Genomic DNA, 21,873 nt, shown 5'->3' with positions numbered 1-21,873 from the left:
CCAGATGGCCGCATCCTTCCTCCACACCACCGTGCTGCTCGAAGAGGGCGTTCGCGCCGTGCTCGGCGATGCGCCGGCGCCCGACGGCACCTTCGTCGACGCCACCTTCGGTCGCGGCGGTCATTCGCGGCTGTTGCTGGAGCGGCTGGCGCCAGGCGCCCGCCTCGTGGCCTTCGACAAGGATCCAGAGGCGGTGGCGCAGGCTGGCACCATCGCCGACCCGCGCTTTTCCATCCGGCACCAGGGCTTCACCCACCTGGGGGAGCTGCCACCCGGCAGTGTGGCCGGGGTCCTGATGGACCTCGGCGTCAGCTCCCCCCAGATCGACAACCCCGCCCGGGGTTTTTCTTTTCGTTTGGACGGCCCGCTCGACATGCGCATGGATCCCACGCGCGGCCAGAGCGTGGCCGACTGGCTGGCCACAGCCGAACCACAGCAGATTGCAGAGGTGATCCGTGACTATGGCGAAGAACGGTTTGCTGTTCAGATTGCAAAGGCGATTGCTGCTCGCCGACAAGAACGGGGCGCAATTTCAACCACCGCCGAGCTGGCCGAGCTCGTGGCTGGCACGGTCAAAACCCGCGAGCCGGGCCAGAACCCTGCAACGCGCACATTTCAGGCTCTTCGGATTTTCATCAACGCCGAGCTTGAAGAGCTGCAACAGGCGCTGAGCGCCAGCCTGTCGGTGCTGGCGCCGGGCGGCCGGCTGGCGGTGATCAGCTTCCATTCGCTGGAAGACCGCATCGTCAAGCAGTTCATCGCCGAGCATTCCAAGGAGGTCTACGACCGCCGCGCGCCCTTCGCCGCGCCCAAGCCCATGAGGTTGCGCGCGCTCGAGCGCATCAAGCCCTCGGCCGAGGAAGTGGCGGCCAACCCGCGTGCGCGCAGCGCGATCCTGCGCGTGGCCGAGCGGACCGAGGTGCGGGCATGATCACCCGGTTGAACCTTCTGCTGCTGCTGGCCGTGATCGGCACCGCGCTGCTGCTCGTGCACACCCAGTACCAGTCGCGCCAGCTCTATGGCCAGTACTACCGCGCGCAGGCCGAGGCCCGCACGCTGGAGACCGAGTACGAGCGCCTGCAGGTCGAGCGCCGCGCGCAGGCCACGCCACTGCGCATCGAGACGCTGGTCAAGGACAAGCTCAAGATGCGCACCACCACCCCCGCGATCACGCTGTACGTGCGGGCGGACGGCACGGTGATTCCCGCGGTGCCGCCGGCGCCGCCCGTCGTGCCCGCCGGTGCGCCGGCCGCCGCAGCCAGGAGCACGCGATGAGCCGCGGTCCTTCCGTCCGCTACACGACCAGCCCGCTGCTGGCGAGCAAGACGCCTGTCTGGCGCAGCAAGTTCATCGTGGCCGCCATCGCGCTCGGCTTCGTGGTGCTGGCCGGCCGCGCCGCCTATGTGCAGGTGATCGGGCAGGACTTCTTCCAGCGGCAGGGGGAGGTGCGCTTCACCCGCACCATCGAGCTGCCCGCCAGCCGCGGCCGCATCCTGGACCGCAACGGCCTGATCCTGGCCTCCAGCGTGATCGCCCCCAGCGTGTGGGCCATCCCCGAGGACATCGACCGCAACGATCCCGAGACCCGCACCAAGCTGCGCCGCGTCGCCCAGTTGCTCGGCATGAAGCCGCAGGACCTCGACCAGAAACTGGCCGACGAGGACAAGAGCTTTGTCTGGATCCAGCGCCAGGTCGACGAGCCCATCGCCAAGGAGATCGCGGCGCTGGGTGTCAAGGGCCTCTACCAGACCCGCGAATACAAGCGCCAGTACCCCGAGGGCGAATCCGCCGCGCACGTGGTGGGCTTCACCAACGTCGAGGACCACGGCCAGGAAGGCATCGAGCTCGCCTTCGACAAGGACCTGGGCGGCAAGCCCGGTTCGCAGCGCGTGATCAAGGACCGCCTGGGCCGCGTAGTCGAGGGCGTGGGCGAGCGCGTGCCGCCGCTGGACGGCAAGGACATCCAGCTGTCCATCGACTCCAAGGTGCAGTTCTTCGCCTACCAGAAGCTGCGCGACGCCGTGACCAAGCACCGGGCCAAGGCCGGCAGCGTGGTGGTGCTCGACGCGGTGACCGGCGAGGTGCTGGCGCTGGCCAACTACCCGAGCTACGTGCCCGACAAGCGCCGCAACCTCACCGGCGAGCAACTGCGCAACCGTGCCATCACCGACACCTTCGAGCCCGGCTCGACCATGAAGCCGATCACCGTGGCCATGGCGCTGGAAGCCGGGCGCGTCAAGCCCAGCACCATCATCGACACCACGCCGGGCCGCTACCAGATCGGCGGCTTCACCATCAGCGACACCCACAACTATGGCGTGCTGACGGTGGAGGGCGTGATCCAGAAGTCCAGCAACGTCGGCGCCCTCAAGATCGCGCAGAAGATGAGCCCCAGCGAGATGTGGGAGACCTACACCGCGCTGGGCTACGGCCAGAAGCCGCAGATCACCTTCCCCGGCGCCGCGCCGGGCCGCCTGCGTCCCTGGAAGACCTGGAAGCCCGTCGAGCAGGCCACCATGGCCTACGGCTACGGGCTGTCGGCCTCGCTGCTGCAGATGTGCCATTCGTACACCGCCTTCTCGCACGACGGGAAGGTGCTGCCGCTGACCATGCTCAAGAGCAACGAGGAGCCGCCGGGCGTGCGCGTGTTCTCACCCTCCACCGCGGCGTCTATCCGCAAGATGCTGCAGATGGCCGCCGGCCCCGGCGGCACCGGCCAGCTGGCACAGACCGTGGGCTACTCGGTGGGCGGCAAGTCGGGCACCGCGCGCAAGCAGGTCGGCAAGGGCTACGCAGCGGGCAAGTACCGCGGCTGGTTCACCGGCATGGCGCCCATCGACAAGCCGCGCATCATCGTCGGCGTCATGATCGACGAGCCGAGCGACGGCAACTTCTACGGCGGCACCGTGGCCGGTCCGGTGTTCAGCGAAGTGGTGCAGCAGACGCTGCGCATGATGAACGTCGCGCCCGACCTGGCCGTCAAGCCGCTGGTGCTCACGCAGGGCGTGGACGAGAGCTTCTGATGGCGCTGCACCGTCTCCATTCCCCCGACGAGGCCGCCGCCTGGCTGTCCGCGCGCGTGCGCGGACAGCTGCAGGTGGACAGCCGCGCCGTGGGCGAGGGCGACGGCTTCATCGCCTGGCCCGGTGCCGCCACCGACGGACGGCGCTTCGTGCAGTCGGCATTGGCGCAGGGCGCCGCCGCCTGCCTGGTCGAGGCCGACGGCAGCGAGGCCTACGACTTCGCCGACGAGCCGGCCGTGGCCGCCTACGAGGGCCTGAAGGCCGCCACCGGCCCCATCGCCGCCGCCTGGTGCGGCCGGCCGGCCGACGCCATGACGCTGCTGGCCGTCACGGGCACCAACGGCAAGACCTCCACCGCCTGGTGGCTGGCCCAGGCGCTCGAAGGCAGCGCCTTCGGCCCCTGCGCCGTCGCCGGCACGCTGGGCATCGGCGTGCCACCGGCCGTCGACTACAACGGCCTCACCACCCCCGACCCGGTGACGCTGCACCGCGCGCTGCGCGACCTGGTGGCGCGGGGCGTGAAGGCCTGTGCCATGGAAGCTTCCTCCATCGGCATCGCCGAGCGTCGGCTGGACGGCCTGCACTTCGACGTGGCCGTCTTCACCAACTTCACCCAGGATCACCTGGACTACCACGGCGACATGGCGGCCTACTGGGCGGCCAAGGCCGAGCTGTTCCGCTGGCCGGGCCTGCGCGCGGCCGTGGTCAACATCGACGATGTGCAGGGCGCCCGGCTCGCCGGCGAACTGCTGGATACGGCGCTGGTCGAGCTGTGGACCTGCTCGGCCGTAGGCGCGCCCGCGCGGCTGTCGGCGGTCGAGGCCGGCCACGGTCCGCAGGGCCTGCGCTTCCAGGTGGTGGAGCAGGGCGGCGCCGAGGCCATGGTCTCGACCACGCTGGTGGGCGACTACAACGTGGCCAACCTGCTGGGCGTGATCGGCACGCTGCGCGCGCTCGGCCTGCCGCTGGGCGACGCTGCCGCGGCCTGCGGCCGTCTGGGCAGCGTGCCCGGCCGCATGGACGTGGTCGCTGCCGAGGCCGGCCTCCCGCTGGTGGTGGTCGACTACGCCCATACGCCTGATGCGCTGCAGAAGGCGCTGGCCGCGCTGCGCCCCTTCGCTGAGTCGCGCGGCGGCCGGCTCTGGTGCGTGTTCGGGTGCGGCGGTGACCGCGACCCCGGCAAGCGCCCGCTGATGGGTGCCATCGCCGAGCGGGGTGCCGACCGCGTCGTCGTCACCAGCGACAACCCCCGCAGCGAATCGCCGCAGGCCATCGTCGACCAGATCGTGGCGGGCCTGGCCGCGCCACAGGCTGCGCGCGTGGTGGGGGACCGCACCGCCGCCATCGCTGAGGCCATTGCCCAAGCCGCAGCCCAGGACGTGGTGCTGCTGGCCGGCAAGGGCCATGAGGACTACCAGGAAGTCGCCGGCCGGCGCCTTCCCTTTTCCGACCGCGCCCAGGCGCAGACGGCGCTTGCCGCCAGGAGCCGGTCGGCATGAACGCTTCGATGGAATCTCTGTTCACGCTGTCCGAGGCCGCCGGCTGGGTGCCGGGTGCGCGCGTGGTGGGTGAGGGCAGCCGCGCGGTCGCGCGGGTGCACACCGACTCGCGCACGCTGGCCGCGGGCGACCTCTTCGTCGCGCTGCGCGGCGAGCGCTTCGACGCACACGACTTCCTGCCGCAGGTGCAGGCGCAGGGCGGCATCGCCGCTGTGGCCGAACCGGGCCGTCTGGCGCCGTTGGGCCTGTCGGGCCTCGAAGTGCCCGACACCCTGGTTGCGCTCGGTGCCATCGCCGCCGGTTGGCGCGCCCGCTTCACGCTGCCGCTGGTGGCGGTGACGGGGAGCAACGGCAAGACCACGGTCACGCAGATGGTCGCGTCCATCCTGCGCGCCGCAGCGCCCGGCGCCAGCCTGGCCACGCAGGGCAACTTCAACAACGAGATCGGTCTGCCGCTCACGATGATGCGCCTGCGGCCCGAACATCGCCTGGCCGTGGTCGAGCTGGGCATGAACCATCCGGGCGAGATCGCGCGGCTGGCCGCCATCGCGCGGCCGACGGTGGCGCTGGTCAACAACGCGCAGCGCGAGCACCAGGAATTCATGGCCACCGTCGAGGCGGTTGCCCGCGAGAACGGCTGCGTGCTGCAGGCGTTGGCCGCGGGCGGCACGGCTGTCTTTCCCCATGGCGACGACTACACCGACCTGTGGCGTGGCCTCGTGCCGGCCGGTGCAGGCTGCCTGCTTTTCGGCGAATCGCCTGCGGCCGACGTGTCGCTGGCCGAGGCGGAGTGGGACGGCGAGGCCTGGCGCTTCGCGGCCCGCACGCCCGCCGGCATGGTGCGGGCGCGCCTGGCCATCCCGGGCCGGCACAACCTGCGCAATGCGCTGGCCGCCACGGCCTGTGCGCTGGCGGCCGGCGTGACGGCCGAGGCCATTGGCACCGGCCTGTCGACCTTCGAACCGGTCGGTGGCCGTTCGCGTGCGCAGATCTTGCAGCGTCCCGATGGCAGCCTTCTGACGCTGGTGGACGACAGCTACAACGCCAATCCCGATTCCGTGCGCGCCGCCATCGACGTGCTGGCCGAGCTGCCCGGCCCGCGCCTGCTGGTGCTGGGCGACATGGGCGAGGTCGGGGACCAGGGGCCGCGCTTCCATGCCGAGGTGGGCGACTGGGCCCGCCAGCGCGGCATCGACGCGCTGTTCGCGCTGGGCGATGCCAGCCGTCACGCGGTGGAAGCCTTCGGCGCGGCCGGCCGCCACTTCGAGGCCATCGAGGCCCTCAACGCCGCAGCGCTGGCCCAGGCCGGCGCCGCATCGAGCGTGCTCGTCAAGGGTTCGCGGTTCATGAAGATGGAGCGCGTGGTGCAGGCCCTGGTGGCCGGCGCCGCCGGCTCGAACAACAACAAGGAGCCGGTCATGCCGCATGACACGGACGCCCGCCCATGCTGATGAGCCTGGCCCAATGGCTGCAGACGCTGTCGCCCGAACTCGGTTTCCTGCGCGTCTTCCAGTACCTCACCTTCCGCGCGCTGATGGCCGCGCTCACCGCGCTGGTGGTGGGCCTGGCCGCCGGTCCGGCGGTGATCCGCCGGCTGCGCGCGCTCAAGATCGGCCAGCCGGTGCGCGGCTACGCCATGGAGACGCACCTGGCCAAGAGCGGCACGCCCACCATGGGCGGCGTGCTGGTGCTGTTCGCCATCGCCATCGCCACCCTGCTGTGGTTCGACCTGTCCAACCGCTTCGTCTGGATCGTGCTGTGGGTGACGCTGGGCTTCGGCGCCATCGGCTGGGTGGACGACTGGCGCAAGGTGGTCAACAAGGACCCGGAGGGCATGCGCTCGCGCGAGAAGTACATGTGGCAGTCCATCATCGGCCTGGTGGCGGCGGTGTACCTGCTGTTCTCGATCTCCGAGAGCTCCAACTGGCGCGTGCTCGAGCTGTTCGTCAACTGGACACGCTCGGGCTTCGCGCTCGACTTCCCGCCCAAGACCAATCTGATCGTGCCCTTCTTCAAGGAGATCAGTTATCCGCTGGGTGGCATCGGCTTCGTCATCCTCACGTATCTGGTGATCGTGGGCGCGAGCAACGCGGTGAACCTCACCGACGGCCTGGACGGCCTGGCCATCATGCCGGTGGTGATGGTGGGCTCGGCCCTGGGCGTATTCGCCTATGTCACGGGCAATGCGATGTACTCGCGCTACCTGCTGTTCCCCTCCATTCCGGGCGCGGGCGAGCTGCTGGTGTTCTGCTCGGCCATGGCCGGTGCGGGCCTGGCCTTCCTGTGGTTCAACACCCATCCGGCGCAGGTCTTCATGGGCGATGTCGGCGCGCTGGCGCTGGGCGGCGCGCTCGGCACCGTGGCCGTGATCGTGCGCCAGGAGATCGTGTTCTTCATCATGGGTGGCATCTTCGTGGTCGAGGCGATTTCGGTCATGGCCCAGGTGAGCTGGTTCAAGTACACCAAGCGCAAGTACGGCGAAGGCCGCCGCGTGCTCAAGATGGCGCCGCTGCACCATCACTTCGAGAAGTCCGGCTGGCGCGAGACGCAGGTGGTGGTCCGCTTCTGGATCGTCACCATGCTGCTGTGCCTGGTGGGCCTGTCCACCCTCAAGCTGCGTTGAGCATCGGCCGACCATGAAGCATCTCGCCGACCTGCAAGTGCTGATCCTGGGCCTGGGCGCCTCGGGCCTGGCCATGGCGCGCTGGTGCGCCCGCCATGGTGCGCATGTCACGGTGGCCGACACGCGCGAGGCGCCGCCGCAACTGGCCACGCTGGCCGCTGAGCTGCCGCAGGTGCGCTTCGTCGGTGGGCCGCTCACGGCCGCACTGGTCGAGGGGCAGCCGGTGCGCGCCGTCTACCGCTCGCCGGGCCTGGCGCCCGCCACCATTGCACCGGTGGTCGATGCCGCGCGCGCCATCGGCCTGCCGGTGGGTGGCGAGCTGGACCTGTTCGCGCAGGCGCTGTCGGACCTGCGGGTGGCGCCGGATGCGGCACCCGATGAGGACGACGCGGCGGCAGATGCTGCGCACGATGTGCCCGGCGATGCGGCTGCAGGCGCCATCGCTGTGGCTGCGCCGCCCGCCGACGCGGCAGAGGCGGGCGCGGACATCGCCGTTGAGCCCTCCGGCGACGGCGACGGCGAAGCCGCGGCCCCGGCAGTGCCGTCCGACGACGCCGCCGCGGACGACGAGACGCTCGACGAGACGCCGCCCCCCCTGCCCATCGCACCGCCGCCCGTCCCCGAGCCCGGCTATCGTCCCGCCGTGCTGGCGATCACCGGCACCAACGGCAAGACGACCGTCACCTCGCTCACCGGCCAATTGGTCGAGCGCGCCGGCAAGACCGTGGCCGTGGCCGGCAACATCGGCCCCTCGCTGCTGGATACGCTGTCCGAACGCATGGATGCCGACGCCCTGCCGCAGGTGTGGGTGCTGGAGCTTTCCAGCTTCCAGCTCGATGGCGTGCAGGGCTTCGAGCCCACTGCCGCCGCGGTGCTCAACGTCACCCAGGACCACCTGGACTGGCATGGCGGCATGGAGGCGTATGCCGCCGCCAAGGCGCGCATCTTCGGCCGGACCGGATTGATGGTCCTCAACCGCGACGACGTCCGTGTGATGGGCATGCTGCCGGCGCCAGTCAAGGTGCGGCTGCAGCGGCCGCAGCTGCGCGCCCATGTGACCTTCGGCGCCGACCTGCCGCAGCGTCCTGGCGACTTCGGCATCGAGCGCGCCAACGGCCTGGCCTGGCTGGTGCGTGCCCATGAGGCCGACGAGACCCTCAAGCGTCGTCGCGGCGCCGCCGTGCAGGAAGAGATCCACCTGCAGCGCCTGATGCCCGCCGATGCGCTGCGCATCCGTGGCCAGCACAACGCGCTGAACGCCCTGGCCGCCCTGGCGCTGGCCAGCGCCGCCGGCTGCGCGCTGGCGCCCATGCTCTACGGCCTGCGCGAATACCGTGGCGAGCCGCACCGCGTGGAGCCCATCGCCATCGTGGACGAGGTCGAATACTTCGACGACAGCAAGGGCACCAACGTCGGTGCCACTGCCGCTGCACTGTCGGGCCTGGGCCTGGAGCGCAAGCTGGTCGTCATCCTGGGCGGCGACGGCAAGGGCCAGGACTTCTCGCCGCTGGCGCCGCTGGTGCGCCAGTACGTGCGCGCCGTGGTGCTGATCGGCCGCGACGGCCCGGCCGTCGGCGAGGCCCTGGCCGAGACCGGCGTGCCGCTGCTCGCCGCCGCCACGCTGCCCGAGGCCGTCGGCCTCTGCGCCGACCAGGCCCAGCCCGGCGACGCTGTGCTGCTGTCGCCCGCCTGCGCCAGCCTCGACATGTTCCGCGACTATGCGCACCGGGCGGACGTCTTCCGCGAGGCGGTCGACGCGCTGGCCGACGAGGAGGCCTACGAATGAGCGCCGCCCGGCCGTTCCGCAGGCGCTCGCATCCGCAGTGCGCAGCACGGAGGATTCCAGAATGAGCGCCCGCCTGCCCGCCGCCGCCACGCCCAACGAGGGCGGCAGCCGCTTCTTCGGCTGGTTCCGCCGTGCCGCCAAGAGCGGCATGGATGCCCTGCCCATGCACCTGCCGGTGCGCCTGGGTGGCGCCGACATCGCCCAGACCCGCGCCGCGCCGGTGCGTGTGGCCGGCTTCGACCAGCCGCTGGTGTGGGTCACCATCGCGCTGCTGATGTGGGGCCTGGTGATGGTGTTCTCGGCCTCCATCGCCATGGGCGACAACCCGCGCTTCAACCGCGTCGGCGGCTACAGCGAGTCCTATCACCTGATCCGCCACGCCATCTCGCTGGTGTTCGCCTTCGTCGCCGGGCTGGTGGCCTTCCAGATTCCCATGCGCACCTGGGAGCGCACGGCGCCGTGGCTGTTCGTGGTGGCGCTGCTGCTGCTGGTGATCGTGCTGATCCCGCACGTGGGCATCAACGTCAACGGCGCGCGCCGCTGGCTGCCGCTGGGCTTCATGCGCTTCCAGCCGTCGGAGCTGGCCAAGCTGGCCATGGTCTTCTATGCGGCCAGCTACATGGTGCGCAAGATGGAGATCAAGGAGCGCTTCTTCCGCGCTGTGCTGCCCATGGGCGTGGCCGTCGTGGTGGTGGGCATGCTGCTGCTGGCCGAGCCCGACATGGGCGCCTTCATGGTGATCGCCATCATCGCCATGGGCATCCTGTTCCTGGGCGGCGTGAACGCGCGCATGTTCTTCCTGATCGCCATGCTGGTGGTCGTGGCCTTCGCCACCATGGTGGCGGCCAGCCCGTGGCGGCGCGAGCGCATCTTTGCCTACCTCGACCCCTTCAGCGAGGAGCATGCGCTGGGCAAGGGCTACCAGCTCTCGCATTCGCTGATCGCCATCGGCCGCGGCGAGATTTTCGGCGTCGGCCTGGGCGGCAGCGTCGAGAAGCTGCACTGGCTGCCCGAGGCCCACACCGACTTCCTGCTGGCCGTGATCGGCGAAGAGCTGGGCCTGGTCGGTGTGCTGATCGCCATCGCGCTCTTCCTGTGGCTCACCCGCCGAATCATGCACATCGGCCGCCAGGCCATCGCGCTGGACCGCGTGTTCGCCGGACTGGCCGCGCAGGGCGTGGGCGTGTGGATGGGCTTCCAGACCTTCATCAACATGGGCGTGAACCTGGGCGCGCTGCCCACCAAGGGCCTGACCCTGCCGCTGATGAGCTTCGGCGGCTCGGCCATCCTGATGAACGTGGTGGCGCTCGCGGTGGTGCTTCGCGTTGATTACGAGAACCGTGTGCTGATGAGAGGGGGTCGCGTATGACCGGCGCCCGCACCGCGCTCGTGATGGCCGGCGGCACCGGCGGCCACATCTTCCCGGGCCTCGCCGTGGCCGAAGAACTGCGTGCCCGCGGCTGGCGGGTGCACTGGCTGGGTGCGCCCGGCAGCATGGAAGAGCGTCTGGTGCCGCCGCGCGGCTTCGCCTTCGAGCCGATCCAGTTCGGTGGCGTGCGCGGCAAGGGTCCGCTCACATTGGCGCTGCTCCCGCTGCGGCTGTTGCGCGCCTTCTGGCAGAGCTTCCAGGCCGTGGGCCGCGTCCAGCCCGACGTGGTGGTCGGTCTGGGCGGCTACATCAGCTTTCCGGGCGGCATGATGGGCGTGCTGCGTGGCCGTCCGCTGGTGCTGCACGAGCAGAACTCCGTGGCCGGCCTGGTCAACCGCGTGCTGGCGCGCATCGCCGACCGCTGCTTCAGCGCCTTCCCGAACGTGCTGCCGAATGCGGCCTGGGTCGGCAATCCCCTGCGTGAGCCTTTCCTGTCGCAGGGCGCGCCTGCCGCGCGCTTCGAAGGCCGCAGCGGCCCGCTCAAGCTGCTGGTGGTGGGCGGCAGCCTGGGCGCCAAGGCGCTCAACACCGTGGTGCCGCAGGCACTGGCGCGCATCGCACCGGCAGAGCGGCCCGTGGTGCTGCATCAGAGTGGCGACAAGCAGATCGACGAGCTGCGCGCCAACTACGCTGCCGCCGGCGTCGAAGCCGAGCTGGTGCCCTTCATCGACAACACGGCCGAGGCCTTCGCCGCGGCCGACCTCATCGTGGCGCGCGCCGGCGCCAGCACCGTGACCGAGATCGCCGCGGTCGGTGCCGCCGCGCTCTTCGTTCCTTTCCCCTTCGCGGTCGACGACCACCAGACCACCAATGCCCGCTTCCTCGCGGACGCTGGCGGTGCCTGGCTGGTGCAGCAGACCGATCTGACGCCTGAACTCTTGTCCGACCTGATCCAGAAAACGACGCGCGCCGAGCTGCTCGAGCGCGCGCAGCGCGCACATGCGATGCGCAAGACCGATGCCGTGGCCCAGGTGGCCCTGGCCTGCGAGGAGCTGGTCAAGCCATGAAGCACGCGATCCGTCACATCCATTTCGTCGGCCTGGGTGGCTCGGGCATGAGCGGCATCGCCGAGGTGCTGTTCAACCTGGGCTACGGCGTCTCGGGCTCGGACCTGGCCGACAGCGCCACGTTGCGCCGCCTGGCCGACCTGGGCATCCGCACCTTCGTGGGCCACGACGCCGCCAACATTGCCGGTGCCGACGCGGTCGTGACCTCCACTGCGGTGCAGGCCGACAACCCCGAGGTGGTCGCCGCCCGGGCGAAGAAGATCCCGGTCGTGCCGCGTGCCCTGATGCTGGCCGAGCTGATGCGCCTGCGCAGCGGCATCGCCATCGCTGGAACCCACGGCAAGACCACCACCACCAGCCTGGCCGCCAGCGTGCTGGCCACGGCCGGGCTGGACCCGACCTTCGTCATCGGCGGACGCCTCAACAGCGCCGGCGCCAATGCGCGGCTGGGCCAGGGCGAGTACATCGTGGTCGAGGCCGACGAGTCCGACGCCTCCTTCCTCAACCTGCTGCCCGTGATGGCGGTCGTCACCAACATCGACGCCGACCACATGGACACCTATGGCCACGACTTCGGCCGGCTGCAGAAGGCCTTCGTCGACTTCCTGCACCGCATGCCTTTCTACGGCACGGCCATCCTGTGCGTGGACGATCCGGCCATCCGCCAGATCCTGCCGCAGGTGACGTGCCCGGTGACCAGCTACGGCTTCAGCGAGGATGCGCAGGTGCGCGCCATCGACGTGCGGGCCGTGGGTGCGCAGATGCACTTCACCGCCCAGCGCCGCAACGGCGTGGTGCTGCCGGACCTGCCGGTGGTGCTCAACCTGCCGGGCGAGCACAACGTGCGCAACGCGCTGTCGGTGATCGCCATCGCCGTCGAGCTGGGCCTGCCCGACGAGGCCGTGCAGCGCGGTCTGGCCGAGTTCAAGGGCGTGGGCCGGCGCTTCCAGCGCTATGGCGAGGTGGCTGCCGCGAATGGTGGGCGCTTCACACTGATCGACGACTACGGCCACCACCCGGTCGAGATGGCCGCCACCATCGCGGCCGCGCGCGGCGCCTTTCCGGGCCGGCGGCTGGTGCTGGCCTTCCAGCCGCACCGCTTCACCCGAACGCGCGACTGCTTCGAGGATTTCGTCAAGGTCCTCGGCGGCGCCGACGCGGTACTGCTGACCGAGGTCTATGCCGCCGGCGAGGCGCCCATCGTGGCTGCCGACGGCCGCAGCCTGGCGCGCGCGCTGCGCGTGGCGGGCAAGGTCGAGCCGGTCTTCGTCGACGACGTTCGCGCCTTGCCCCAGGCTGTGCTGGGCAACGCCCGTGATGGCGACGTGGTGCTGTGCATGGGCGCCGGCTCCATCGGTGCCGTGGCCGGCCAGATCGTGGAGCGCTCTCAGCAGCAAGGACAGCCTGCATGAACCCGCAGTTCGTCTTCCCCCCGTTGCCCGACGCCGCCGCCATGGGCCGTGTGGCGGTGCTCTTCGGCGGCCGCTCGGCCGAGCGCGAGGTGTCGTTGATGTCCGGCACCGGCGTGCTGCAGGCGCTGCGTTCGCTGGGCGTGGATGCGCATGCCTTCGACCCCGCCGAGCGCGAGCTGGCCGAACTGCGCCATGAAGGCTTCGACCGCTGCTTCATCGCGCTGCACGGCCGCCACGGCGAGGACGGCACGGTGCAGGGCGCGCTCGAACTGCTGGGCATTCCCTACACCGGCTCGGGCGTGATGGCCTCCAGCGTGGCCATGGACAAGACCATGACCAAGCGCGTGTGGCTGGCCGAGGGCCTGCCCACGCCGCGCCATGTGCTGCTGCACGCCGACGGCCAGGCGCGCGAGCGGGTGCGCGAGGTGCCCGACACCCTGGGCCTGCCGTTGATCGTCAAGCCGCCGCACGAGGGCTCGTCCATCGGCGTCACCAAGGTGCAGGGCTATTCGCAGATGCAGGAGGCCGTGCAGCTGGCCGCGCGCTACGACCCCGAGGTGCTCTGCGAGGAATTCATCGACGGCGATGAGCTGACCTGCGCCGTGCTCGGCACGGGCGCCGGCGCCGTCGCGCTGCCGGTGATCCGCATCGCCGCGCCCGAGGGGGCCTACGACTACCAGAACAAATACTTCACCGACGACGTGAAGTACCACTGCCCGGCGGGCCTGCCCGACGCGCTGGAGGCGCAGGTGCGCCAGCTGGCCATCGCGGCCTACCGCAGCCTGGGTTGCCGCGGCTGGGGCCGGGCCGACTTCATGGTGCGCGCACGCGACCAGCAGCCCTTCCTGCTGGAGATGAACACCTCGCCCGGCATGACCAGCCATTCGCTGGTGCCGATGGCCGCGCGCGCCGCGGGCCTGAGCTATGAGCAGCTGTGCCTGCGCATCCTGGCCCAGGCGGCGCTGGACACCCGGCCCGTCCCCAAGGAAGGTGCCTGACCCATGGCCGACGGCATCGCAGTCCCGCTGGACGTGCGCCTCATGAACCTCACGGCGACCGTCCTGTACGCGCTGTGCGGGCTGATGCTGCTCGCCGCCGGCGGCTGGTGGGTGCTGCGCCAGCCCTTCCTGCCGCTGGGCGTGATCCGTGTGGACGGCGACGTGACGCACAACAACCCGATCACGCTGCGGGCCAACGTGGCGCCGCGACTGGCCGGCAACTTCTTCACCGTGGACCTGCAGCGCGCCCGGGTGGCCTTCGAATCGGTGCCCTGGGTGCGCAAGGCCGTGGTTCGGCGCGAGTTCCCGAACGCGCTGCGTGCCACGCTCACCGAGCATGTGCCGGCCGCGCTGTGGGGCGCCGAGGATGAGTCCCGCATGATCAACACCTACGGCGAGGTCTTCGAGGCCAACACCGACGAGGCCGGCGACGACCTGCCGCGGCTGCAGGGCCCCGACGACCAGGCCAGCCAGGTACTGGGCATGTACCGCGAGCTGGCGCCTGCCTTCGACGGAAGCGGCCTGAAGCTCACCGAGCTGCGGTTGTCCACCCGTGGCGGCTGGCAGGCGGTGCTGGACTCCGGCGCCACCGTGGAGATTGGCCGTGGCACGCCCGAGGAGGTGGTGGCGCGCGTGCGGCGCTTCCTGCTCAGTGCCCGCCATGTGGCCGCGCAATACGGCCGCAGCATCGAATCCATCGAAAGCGCCGACCTGCGCCATGCCGACGCGTACGCAGTGCGCATCCGCGGCGTCACCACCGTCTCGGCCGATGCGCCCGCCGCAGCAGCCGCACGGCGGCGGTAGACCGAACAGACAGACAGAACGAACGAGAGCCCCGAGGGAACACTCACACATCATGGCCAAAGACTACAAGGACCTGGTTGTCGGACTCGACATCGGCACCGCCAAGGTGATGGCGGTGGTGGCCGAAGTGCTGCCGGGCGGCGAGCTCAAGCTCGCCGGCCTGGGCGTGGCACCGTCCAACGGCCTCAAGCGCGGCGTGGTGGTCAACATCGACGCCACCGTGCAGAGCATCCAGCAGGCGCTCAAGGAAGCGGAGCTGATGGCCGACTGCAAGATCGGCCGCGTCTACACCGGCATCACCGGCAGCCACATCCGCGGCATCAACTCCAGCGGCATGGTGGCCGTGAAGGACCGCGAGGTCAGCACCACCGACGTGGCCCGCGTGGTGGAGACGGCGCGCGCCATCAACATCTCCAGCGACCAGCGCCTCTTGCTGGTGGAGCCGCAGGAATTCGTGATCGACGGCCAGGACGTGAAGGAGCCGATCGGCATGAGCGGCATGCGCCTGGAGGCCAAGGTGCACATCGTGACCGGCGCCCAGAGCGCGGCCGAAAACATCATCAAGTGCGTGCGCCGCTGTGGCCTGGAGGTGGACCAGCTGATGCTGAACCCGCTGGCTTCCAGCCTGGCGGTGCTCACCGAGGACGAGCGCGAACTGGGCGTGTGCCTGGTGGACATCGGCGCCGGCACCACCGACGTGGCCATCTTCACCAACGGCGCGATCCGCCACACGGCCGTGATTCCGATCGCAGGCGACCTGATCACCAGCGACATCGCCATGGCGCTGCGCACGCCGACCAAGGACGCCGAGGACATCAAGGTCGAGAACGGCTTCGCCAAGCAGCTGCTGGCCGACCCCGAGACGCAGGTCGAGGTGCCCGGCCTGGGCGACCGCGGCCCGCGCATGCTGAGCAAGCAGGCGCTGGCCGGCGTGATCGAGCCCCGCGTGGAAGAGATCTTCCAGCTGGTGCAGCAGGTGGTGCGCGAGTCGGGCTACGAGGAAGTGCTCTCGTCCGGCGTGGTGCTCACTGGCGGCAGCGCCGTCATGCCGGGCATGGTCGAGCTGGGCGAGGACATCTTCCTCAAGCCGGTGCGCCGCGGCATCCCGAAGTACGCCAGCGCCCTGTCGGACATGGTGGCCCAGCCGCGTGCCGCCACCGTCATGGGCCTGCTCGAAGAGGCCCGGCACGCACGCATGCGCGGCTACAAGGTCGCGCAAAAAAATGGTTCAGTGAAGACGGCTTTCGGCCGATTCAAGGATTTCATCGTGGGGAATTTCTGATGCACCACGCAGCACCTCAACCCCACCTCATCCATTTCAACGAGCGATGGCGACGTACGGGGCCGCCGCCATCGCCGGAAGTGACCGCCGCTTCCACCTTCCGCACCACGCCCCCTACAACAAAGCCAACGTCAGTCAAGCAGCAACTGCAAGGATCCAGGAGTTCATGATGCCCATCGAAATGATCGAAGTCGAAGAGTTCAACCAAGGCACGCAGATCAAGGTGATCGGTGTCGGCGGCGGCGGCGGCAACGCCGTCTCCCACATGATGGAGCGGGGCGTCCAGGGGGTGCAGTTCGTCTGCGCCAACACCGATGCCCAGGCCCTCAACCGCTGCGGCGCGCCGAAGCTGATCCAGCTGGGCAACAACGGCCTGGGTGCCGGCGGCAAGCCCGACAAGGGCCGCGAGGCGGCCGAGGCGGCGGTGGACGAGATCCGCACCGCCATCGACGGCGCCCACATGCTGTTCATCACTGCCGGCATGGGCGGCGGCACCGGCACCGGCGCGGCGCCCGTCATCGCCCGCGTGGCCAAGGAAATGGGCATCCTCACCGTCGGCGTGGTCACCAAGCCCTTCGACTGGGAAGGCGGCAAGCGCATGAACAACGCCGAGTCGGGCCTGTCCGAACTCGAGGCGAATGTCGACTCGCTGATCGTCATCCTGAACGAGAAGCTGCTCGAGGTGCTGGGCGACGAGGTGACGCAGGCCGAGGCCTTCGCGCATGCCAACGACGTGCTGAAGAACGCCGTCGGCGGTATTTCGGAAATCATCAACGAGTACGGCGGCGTGAACGTCGACTTCGAAGACGTGCGCACCGTGATGGGCGAGCCGGGCAAGGCCATGATGGGCACCGCCTCGGCCAACGGCCCGGACCGCGCCCGCATCGCCGCCGAGCAGGCCGTGGCCTGCCCGCTGCTGGAGGGCATCGACCTGTCCGGCGCCAAGGGCGTGCTGGTGCTGGTGACGGCCTCGAAGGCTTCGCTGAAGCTGTCGGAGTCGAAGCTGGCGATGAACACCATCCGCGCCTACGCTTCGCCCGAAGCCAACGTCATCTACGGCGCCGCCTACGACGACAGCCTGGGCGACGACATGCGCGTCACGGTGGTGGCCACCGGCCTGTCGCGCCCGGCCGCCGGCCGTGGCCAGCCCGAGTTGCAGGTCATCCGCACCGGCACCGACAACGTGGCCTTCCAGGTCCCGACCCTCGGCGGCGCGCTGGCCAACGGCGTGGCCGCCGGCGCGGCCGGCCAGGCCAAGTACGACGGCATGGCCGTGCCCAGCGTGTGGCGCACCAACCGCACGATGGCCGCCGCCAAGGTGGATGCGCTGTCGTCGGGCGGGATGGACGATTTCGAGATCCCCGCGTTCCTCCGCCGCCAAGCTGATTGATGGGGCATACGGCTACTGCGCGCCCCGATCTTGCGCCTGCGCTTCTCGCCGTACCCAAGTACGGCTGCGATGCTCGGCGCAACCTCGGGGCGCTCGCTACGCCGTCTGACCCATCAATCGCCTGCGCTTGAATGAAGGCACCGGCAGCCTGCGGCTGCGGTGTGGAGTCCAAGCAGAAGCGCCACGCACCGGGTTCGATGCGTGGCGCTTTCGTTCGTCCTGCTTGTCCGCGGGCGCTTACGCCTCCTTACGGCTATCACGGTCATAGGCCGAAGAGTGGGGTTGGCGCGGGGTGGCCAAAATTACAATCCGCGCCGTGCTGCAACAACGAACCCTCAAGTCCATCACCCGCGCCGTGGGCGTCGGCCTGCACAGCGGCCAGCGTGTGGAGCTGACGCTGCGACCCGCGCCGGCGGACACGGGCATCGTGTTCCGGCGGGTGGATCTGCCCGAGCCGGTGGACATCCCCATGCGGGCCGAGTCGGTGACCGACACCCGCCTGGCGTCCACGGTCTCCACCGGCGGGGCCAAGGTGCAGACGGTGGAGCACATCATGTCGGCCTGCGCCGGCCTGGGGCTCGACAACCTCTACATCGACATCACGGCCGACGAGGTGCCGATCCTCGACGGTTCGGCCTCGTCCTTCGTCTTCCTGCTGCAGAGCGCCGGGATCGAACTGCAGAAGGCGCCGCGCCGCTTCATCCGCGTGCTGCGGCCCGTGGAAGTGCGCGAAGGCGAGGGCGACAACCTCAAGTGGGCGCGCCTGGACCCTTACCACGGCTTCAAGCTGAGCTTCGAGATCGACTTCGACCACCGCGTGGTCAACGCCACCGGCCAGCGCTACGAGTTCGACCTGAGCGTGGGCCAGTACGCCCGCGACATCGCCCGTGCACGCACCTTCGGCTTCACCAAGGAGGTGGAGTACATGCGCAGCAAGGGCCTGGCCCTGGGCGGCGGGCTGGACAATGCCATCGTCATGGACGACCACAAGGTGCTCAATGCCGGTGGTCTCCGCTACGACGACGAGTTCGTCAAGCACAAGATCCTGGACGCCATGGGCGACCTCTACATCGTCGGCAAGCCGCTGCTGGCGGCCTACAGCGCCTTCCGCTCGGGCCATGCGCTCAACAACAAGTTGCTGCGCGAACTGCTGGCCCAGTCCGATGCCTACGAGATCGTGACCTTCGAGGACACCCGCCAGGCCCCCCGCGGCTTCGGCGAGATCGCCCGCGCCTGGTAAGTCGCACCTCGCGATCGCATGCTGCTTTTCCGCTGGGTCATCCTTCTCCTGCTGCTGGTGGCAGGGGTGTGCTTCGCCTTTTATGCGGCCACCGGCCAGATGCGCTACCGGCGCCTGGGCTGGATCGTCTTCAAGTGGACCTTCCTCGCGGCGCTCGGCTTCTTCGCCGTGCTGATCGCCGAGCGCCTAGCCTGACCGGCGCAGGCCGCGCGCGCCTTCATGCCGCAGGCGGCACGCCGTCGTAGGCGTTCTGCAGCAACCGGCGCAGCGCCGCGGCCTCCAGCGGGCGAGGATTCGGGTACTGGTTCTGCATCGCCAGCGCGCAGGCGCGGTCCAGGTCCTCTTCGCGCAAGCCGATCTGCCTGAGGGCCACCGGCGCACCGTGGCGGAGGGCGAGTTCGTACAGCGCCAGCGGCGCGTCGGCCGCACCCAGGGCACGGGCGATGCGCGTCGTGGCCGCGGGTGCGGCCGGCGCGTTGTAGGCCAGCGCATGCGGCAGCACGATGGTGTGGGTCTCGGCATGCGGCAGGTTGAAGCTGCCGCCCAGCGTGTGGCACAGCTTGTGGTGCAGCGCCATGGCGACGCTGCCCAGCACGGTGCCGCACAGCCACGCGCCGTAGAGCGCATCGGCGCGGGCCTGTCGATTGCCGCTGTCGGCATGGATGGCGGGCAGGGCGCGGCCCAGCGCGGCCAGGCCTTCCTCGGCCATCAGCTGCGTCACCGGGTTGGCGTCGTCGGCATACAGGCCCTCGGCCGCATGGGCCATGGCATTGATGCCGCTGACGACCGACAGGCCGACGGGCAGGCCCAGACTGAGCTGCGGGTCGTAGATCACGGTGCGCGGCAGCACGCGCAGGTCGCGGCCGGTGCGCTTCACACCCTCTTCGGTCAGGCCGTAGATGGGTGTCATCTCGGAGCCCGCATAGGTGGTGGGCACGGCCAGGATCGGTAGGCCGGAGTCCAGCGCGATGGCCTTGCCCAGGCCGATGGTGGAGCCGCCGCCCACCGCCACCGCGCAGTCGGCGCCCAGGCGCTGCGCCACGGCGCGGGCCTCGCGCGCGGCCGCCATGGGCACATGCATGACCGCGCCGTCGAACACGCCCGCCGCCCGTTCGCCGAGCAGCCCGGCCACCTGTTCGGCCTGGGCGCGCTGCGGCGGCGTGCACAGCACCAGCGCCTTGCGCGCGCCCAGGGCCTCGACCTCCGCCGCGACCTGTGCCAGCGTGCCGGCGCCGAACAGCACGCGCTGCGCCCGGCTCTCGTAGACGAAGGGCTTCATTCGGCGACGATGTTGCGGGCCTTGATCAGGCGGCCCCAGCGGGCGCTTTCGCTGCGAACGAGCTGGTTCATCGCCTCGCGTGAGCCGGCCACCACCTCGAAGCCGCCCTCGGCCAGGCGCTTGGCCACCTCGGGCTGGCGCAGCGTCGCGGTCACGTCGGCCCCCAGGCGGTCGAGCACCGGCGCCGGCACCTTGGCGGGCGCCACCATGCCGACCCAGGAATAGACCTCGAAGCCCTTGTAGCGCTCGGCCACGGCCGGCACGTCGGGCAGGGCCGCGCTTCGCTGCGGCGAGGTCACGGCCAGGGCGCGGAGCTTGCCGCTCTGCACCTGCGGCAGCACCAGCGGCAGGCTGGCGATCATCGAGTCCACATGGCCGCCCATCAGGTCGGTCATGGCCGGGCCGCCGCCCTTGAAGGGCACGTGCGTGCCCTTGCCGCCGGCGGTTTCGAGGAAGAGCTCGGCCGCCAGGTGGTTGGAGCTGCCGGCGCCCACCGAGGCATAGGAGACGCCATTGCCAGCCTTGGTGGCCGCCACATAGTCCTGCAGCGTCCGGTAGGGCGAACTGGCCGGCACCACCAGCACCATGGGCGAGCGGGCGATGTACGACACACCGGTGAGGTCGCGCTCGGTGGAGTAGGTCAGTCGGGGATAGATGTGCTGCTCGGTGGCGTAGGAGTCGAACACCATCGCCACCGTGTGGCCATCGGGCACGGCCTTGGCCACCAGCGCCATGCCGATGGTGCCGCCGGCACCGCCGCGGTTGTCGACGATCACCTGCTGGCCCAGGCGGGCGGCCAGCGGCTCCTGGATCTGGCGCGCCACCTTGTCGACCGTGCCGCCGGCCGCGAAGGGCACGACGATGGTCACGAGGCGCGAGGGATAGGCCGGCTGTGCCAGCGCCGCACCTGCCGCGAACAGACCGAGGCCGAGTGCGAGGCCCTGGCCGAGGAGGCTGCGGCGGGAGGCGCCGCCGCGCGTTGTCTCTGCTTGGAACATGAGCGATTCCTGGTTCTTGTGGAGTGGGGTAGATGCTATTCTTTGCGTGGCATCTGCAGAATCCGCTGCGTCTGCCAAACGCCTTTGCGAGGTCTGCACAGATGGAATCGATCCGCTTCGCCGAATCCCTGGCCGTCTTCGTCGACGTGGCCGAGGCCGGCAGCTTCTCGGCGGTGGCGCGCCGACGCGGCATGGTGGCCTCGTCGGTGGCACGCCAGATCGGTGCGCTAGAGCAGGACCTGAAGGTGCCGCTCTTCACCCGCTCCACCCGCGCGCTGGTGCCCACCGAGGCGGGCGTGCTGCTTCTGGAGCGGGCGCGCAAGATCCTGCGCGACATGACCGACGCGCGCAGCGAGGTCGTCTCGCTCGACCGCAGCGTGCAGGGCCTGCTGCGCGTGAGCTGCGTGCCGGCCTTCGGCCGCCGCCATGTGGTGCCGCACCTGGGCTCGCTGTTCGAGCGCCATCCTGCGCTGCGTGTGGAGCTGGAGTTGACCGAGCGCCTGGTCGATCCGGTCCTGGAGCGCTTCGACCTCGTGATCCGCATCGGCCCGCAGCCCGACAGCAGCCTGGTGGGCCAGCGCATCGGCAGCCAGCGCTACATCATGGGCGCCTCGCCCGCCTACCTGGCGCGCCACGGGCGGCCCGAACGCTTCGAGGACCTGGCGCATCACCGGCTGATCGACCGCCAGCACAGCACCAGCGCCCGTGGCTGGCGCGAGCTGGACGGCTTCGACTGGAGCCAGCCGCCGCACTTCGTGCTGGAGAGCGACGACTGCGACTCGCGTCGGCATTGCGCGGCGCAGGGCCTGGGCATCGCGCTGATGCCCAACTGGGCCATCGGCGAGGACCTGGCCGCCGGCCGCATCGTCGAGCTCCAGCTCGAAGGCGCGCCCCGTCAGCCGGCCAGCGGCATCTACATGCTGCGGGCGGCGCCGCAGGCCAGCCTCAAGGTGCGGGCCTTCACGGAGCACCTGCTGGAGAGCATCGGCCGCTCTGCCAGCTGGGTGAGCGACACGGCGACTGCGCTGCAATAGGACGAGGTCCGACGCCGAACTCGGTGTCGCCGCTGCCTCGGCGCTCCCGTCCCGCCCTCAGCTCAAGCA

At 70.2% G+C, this 21,873-nt stretch carries 19 protein-coding genes; 17 read left to right on the top strand and 2 right to left on the bottom strand.

Annotated elements, in window-relative coordinates:
• Positions 1-4 precede the first annotated feature (4 nt).
• The 16 genes from rsmH (at position 5) to DFR41_RS27605 (ending at position 18,688) form a co-directional block, all read left to right on the top strand.
• A complete protein-coding gene (gene rsmH, locus DFR41_RS00500; RefSeq protein WP_114802120.1) occupies positions 5-931 on the top strand; it encodes a 16S rRNA (cytosine(1402)-N(4))-methyltransferase RsmH in 927 nt (308 codons plus the stop codon).
• Positions 931-1,275, top strand: coding sequence for a cell division protein FtsL (gene ftsL / locus DFR41_RS00495; RefSeq protein ID WP_043117825.1), 345 nt, complete (start codon positions 931-933; stop codon positions 1,273-1,275). Before rsmH ends, ftsL begins: the two co-directional genes overlap by 1 nt.
• Complete coding sequence (locus tag DFR41_RS00490) at positions 1,272-3,023, top strand: peptidoglycan D,D-transpeptidase FtsI family protein (RefSeq protein WP_114801332.1); 1,752 nt, start codon at positions 1,272-1,274, stop codon at positions 3,021-3,023. The genes ftsL and DFR41_RS00490 overlap by 4 nt, the downstream gene beginning before the upstream one ends.
• Positions 3,023-4,522 (top strand): UDP-N-acetylmuramoyl-L-alanyl-D-glutamate--2,6-diaminopimelate ligase, encoded by a 1,500-nt coding sequence (locus DFR41_RS00485; RefSeq protein ID WP_114801331.1) that lies wholly within the window; start codon positions 3,023-3,025, stop codon positions 4,520-4,522. The genes DFR41_RS00490 and DFR41_RS00485 overlap by 1 nt, the downstream gene beginning before the upstream one ends.
• Positions 4,519-5,973, top strand: a complete 1,455-nt coding sequence (locus DFR41_RS00480; RefSeq protein WP_244917606.1) for a UDP-N-acetylmuramoyl-tripeptide--D-alanyl-D-alanine ligase — start codon at positions 4,519-4,521, stop codon at positions 5,971-5,973. The genes DFR41_RS00485 and DFR41_RS00480 overlap by 4 nt, the downstream gene beginning before the upstream one ends.
• The gene (mraY, locus tag DFR41_RS00475; RefSeq protein ID WP_114801330.1) at positions 5,967-7,145 is read left to right on the top strand and encodes a phospho-N-acetylmuramoyl-pentapeptide-transferase; all 1,179 of its coding nucleotides are present in this window, start codon (positions 5,967-5,969) and stop codon (positions 7,143-7,145) included. The genes DFR41_RS00480 and mraY overlap by 7 nt, the downstream gene beginning before the upstream one ends.
• Positions 7,146-7,158: 13 nt before the next feature.
• Positions 7,159-8,931 carry a UDP-N-acetylmuramoyl-L-alanine--D-glutamate ligase gene (murD, locus tag DFR41_RS00470; protein ID WP_114801329.1) on the top strand — a complete coding sequence of 591 codons (1,773 nt, stop codon included), beginning with the start codon at positions 7,159-7,161 and terminating at the stop codon, positions 8,929-8,931.
• Between the two features lie 61 nt (positions 8,932-8,992).
• Positions 8,993-10,300 (top strand): putative lipid II flippase FtsW, encoded by a 1,308-nt coding sequence (gene ftsW, locus DFR41_RS00465; protein ID WP_017761377.1) that lies wholly within the window; start codon positions 8,993-8,995, stop codon positions 10,298-10,300.
• Entirely contained in the window at positions 10,297-11,367 is a 1,071-nt protein-coding gene (gene murG, locus DFR41_RS00460) for an undecaprenyldiphospho-muramoylpentapeptide beta-N-acetylglucosaminyltransferase (RefSeq protein WP_114801328.1), read from the top strand. The genes ftsW and murG overlap by 4 nt, the downstream gene beginning before the upstream one ends.
• Positions 11,364-12,779: a UDP-N-acetylmuramate--L-alanine ligase gene (gene murC / locus DFR41_RS00455; protein ID WP_114801327.1), complete on the top strand. Its 1,416-nt coding sequence runs from the start codon at positions 11,364-11,366 to the stop codon at positions 12,777-12,779. Before murG ends, murC begins: the two co-directional genes overlap by 4 nt.
• Positions 12,776-13,777, top strand: a complete 1,002-nt coding sequence (locus tag DFR41_RS00450) for a D-alanine--D-alanine ligase (protein ID WP_244917605.1) — start codon at positions 12,776-12,778, stop codon at positions 13,775-13,777. The genes murC and DFR41_RS00450 overlap by 4 nt, the downstream gene beginning before the upstream one ends.
• A 3-nt stretch (positions 13,778-13,780) precedes the next feature.
• The gene (locus tag DFR41_RS00445) at positions 13,781-14,581 is read left to right on the top strand and encodes a cell division protein FtsQ/DivIB (RefSeq protein ID WP_017759903.1); all 801 of its coding nucleotides are present in this window, start codon (positions 13,781-13,783) and stop codon (positions 14,579-14,581) included.
• 52 nt (positions 14,582-14,633) lie between these two features.
• Entirely contained in the window at positions 14,634-15,863 is a 1,230-nt protein-coding gene (ftsA, locus tag DFR41_RS00440) for a cell division protein FtsA (protein WP_017759904.1), read from the top strand.
• A 169-nt stretch (positions 15,864-16,032) separates the two neighbouring features.
• Positions 16,033-17,253 (top strand): cell division protein FtsZ, encoded by a 1,221-nt coding sequence (gene ftsZ / locus DFR41_RS00435; RefSeq protein WP_043117752.1) that lies wholly within the window; start codon positions 16,033-16,035, stop codon positions 17,251-17,253.
• A gap of 316 nt (positions 17,254-17,569) precedes the next feature.
• Positions 17,570-18,493: a UDP-3-O-acyl-N-acetylglucosamine deacetylase gene (gene lpxC, locus DFR41_RS00430; protein ID WP_043117747.1), complete on the top strand. Its 924-nt coding sequence runs from the start codon at positions 17,570-17,572 to the stop codon at positions 18,491-18,493.
• Positions 18,494-18,511: 18 nt separating this feature from the next.
• Positions 18,512-18,688: a hypothetical protein gene (locus DFR41_RS27605; RefSeq protein ID WP_017759907.1), complete on the top strand. Its 177-nt coding sequence runs from the start codon at positions 18,512-18,514 to the stop codon at positions 18,686-18,688.
• A gap of 22 nt (positions 18,689-18,710) precedes the next feature.
• Here the strand turns inward: DFR41_RS27605 and DFR41_RS00425 are convergent, their stop codons facing one another.
• On the bottom strand, positions 18,711-19,772 hold the full coding sequence (locus tag DFR41_RS00425) for a maleylacetate reductase (RefSeq protein ID WP_114801326.1): 1,062 nt from the start codon (positions 19,770-19,772) through the stop codon (positions 18,711-18,713).
• Positions 19,769-20,770 (bottom strand): tripartite tricarboxylate transporter substrate binding protein, encoded by a 1,002-nt coding sequence (locus tag DFR41_RS00420; RefSeq protein ID WP_114801325.1) that lies wholly within the window; start codon positions 20,768-20,770, stop codon positions 19,769-19,771. Before DFR41_RS00420 ends, DFR41_RS00425 begins: the two co-directional genes overlap by 4 nt.
• A 101-nt stretch (positions 20,771-20,871) precedes the next feature.
• Here DFR41_RS00420 and DFR41_RS00415 point away from each other — a divergent pair, with 101 nt between their 5' ends.
• The gene (locus DFR41_RS00415) at positions 20,872-21,804 is read left to right on the top strand and encodes a LysR family transcriptional regulator (RefSeq protein WP_017761558.1); all 933 of its coding nucleotides are present in this window, start codon (positions 20,872-20,874) and stop codon (positions 21,802-21,804) included.
• Positions 21,805-21,873 lie beyond the last annotated feature (69 nt).

Source organism: Pseudacidovorax intermedius (assembly GCF_003350475.1).
Lineage (GTDB): Bacteria > Pseudomonadota > Gammaproteobacteria > Burkholderiales > Burkholderiaceae_C > Xenophilus > Xenophilus intermedius.
Note: the sequence above shows the minus strand (reverse complement) of the source record. Positions and strands in the feature narration are given on the sequence as shown.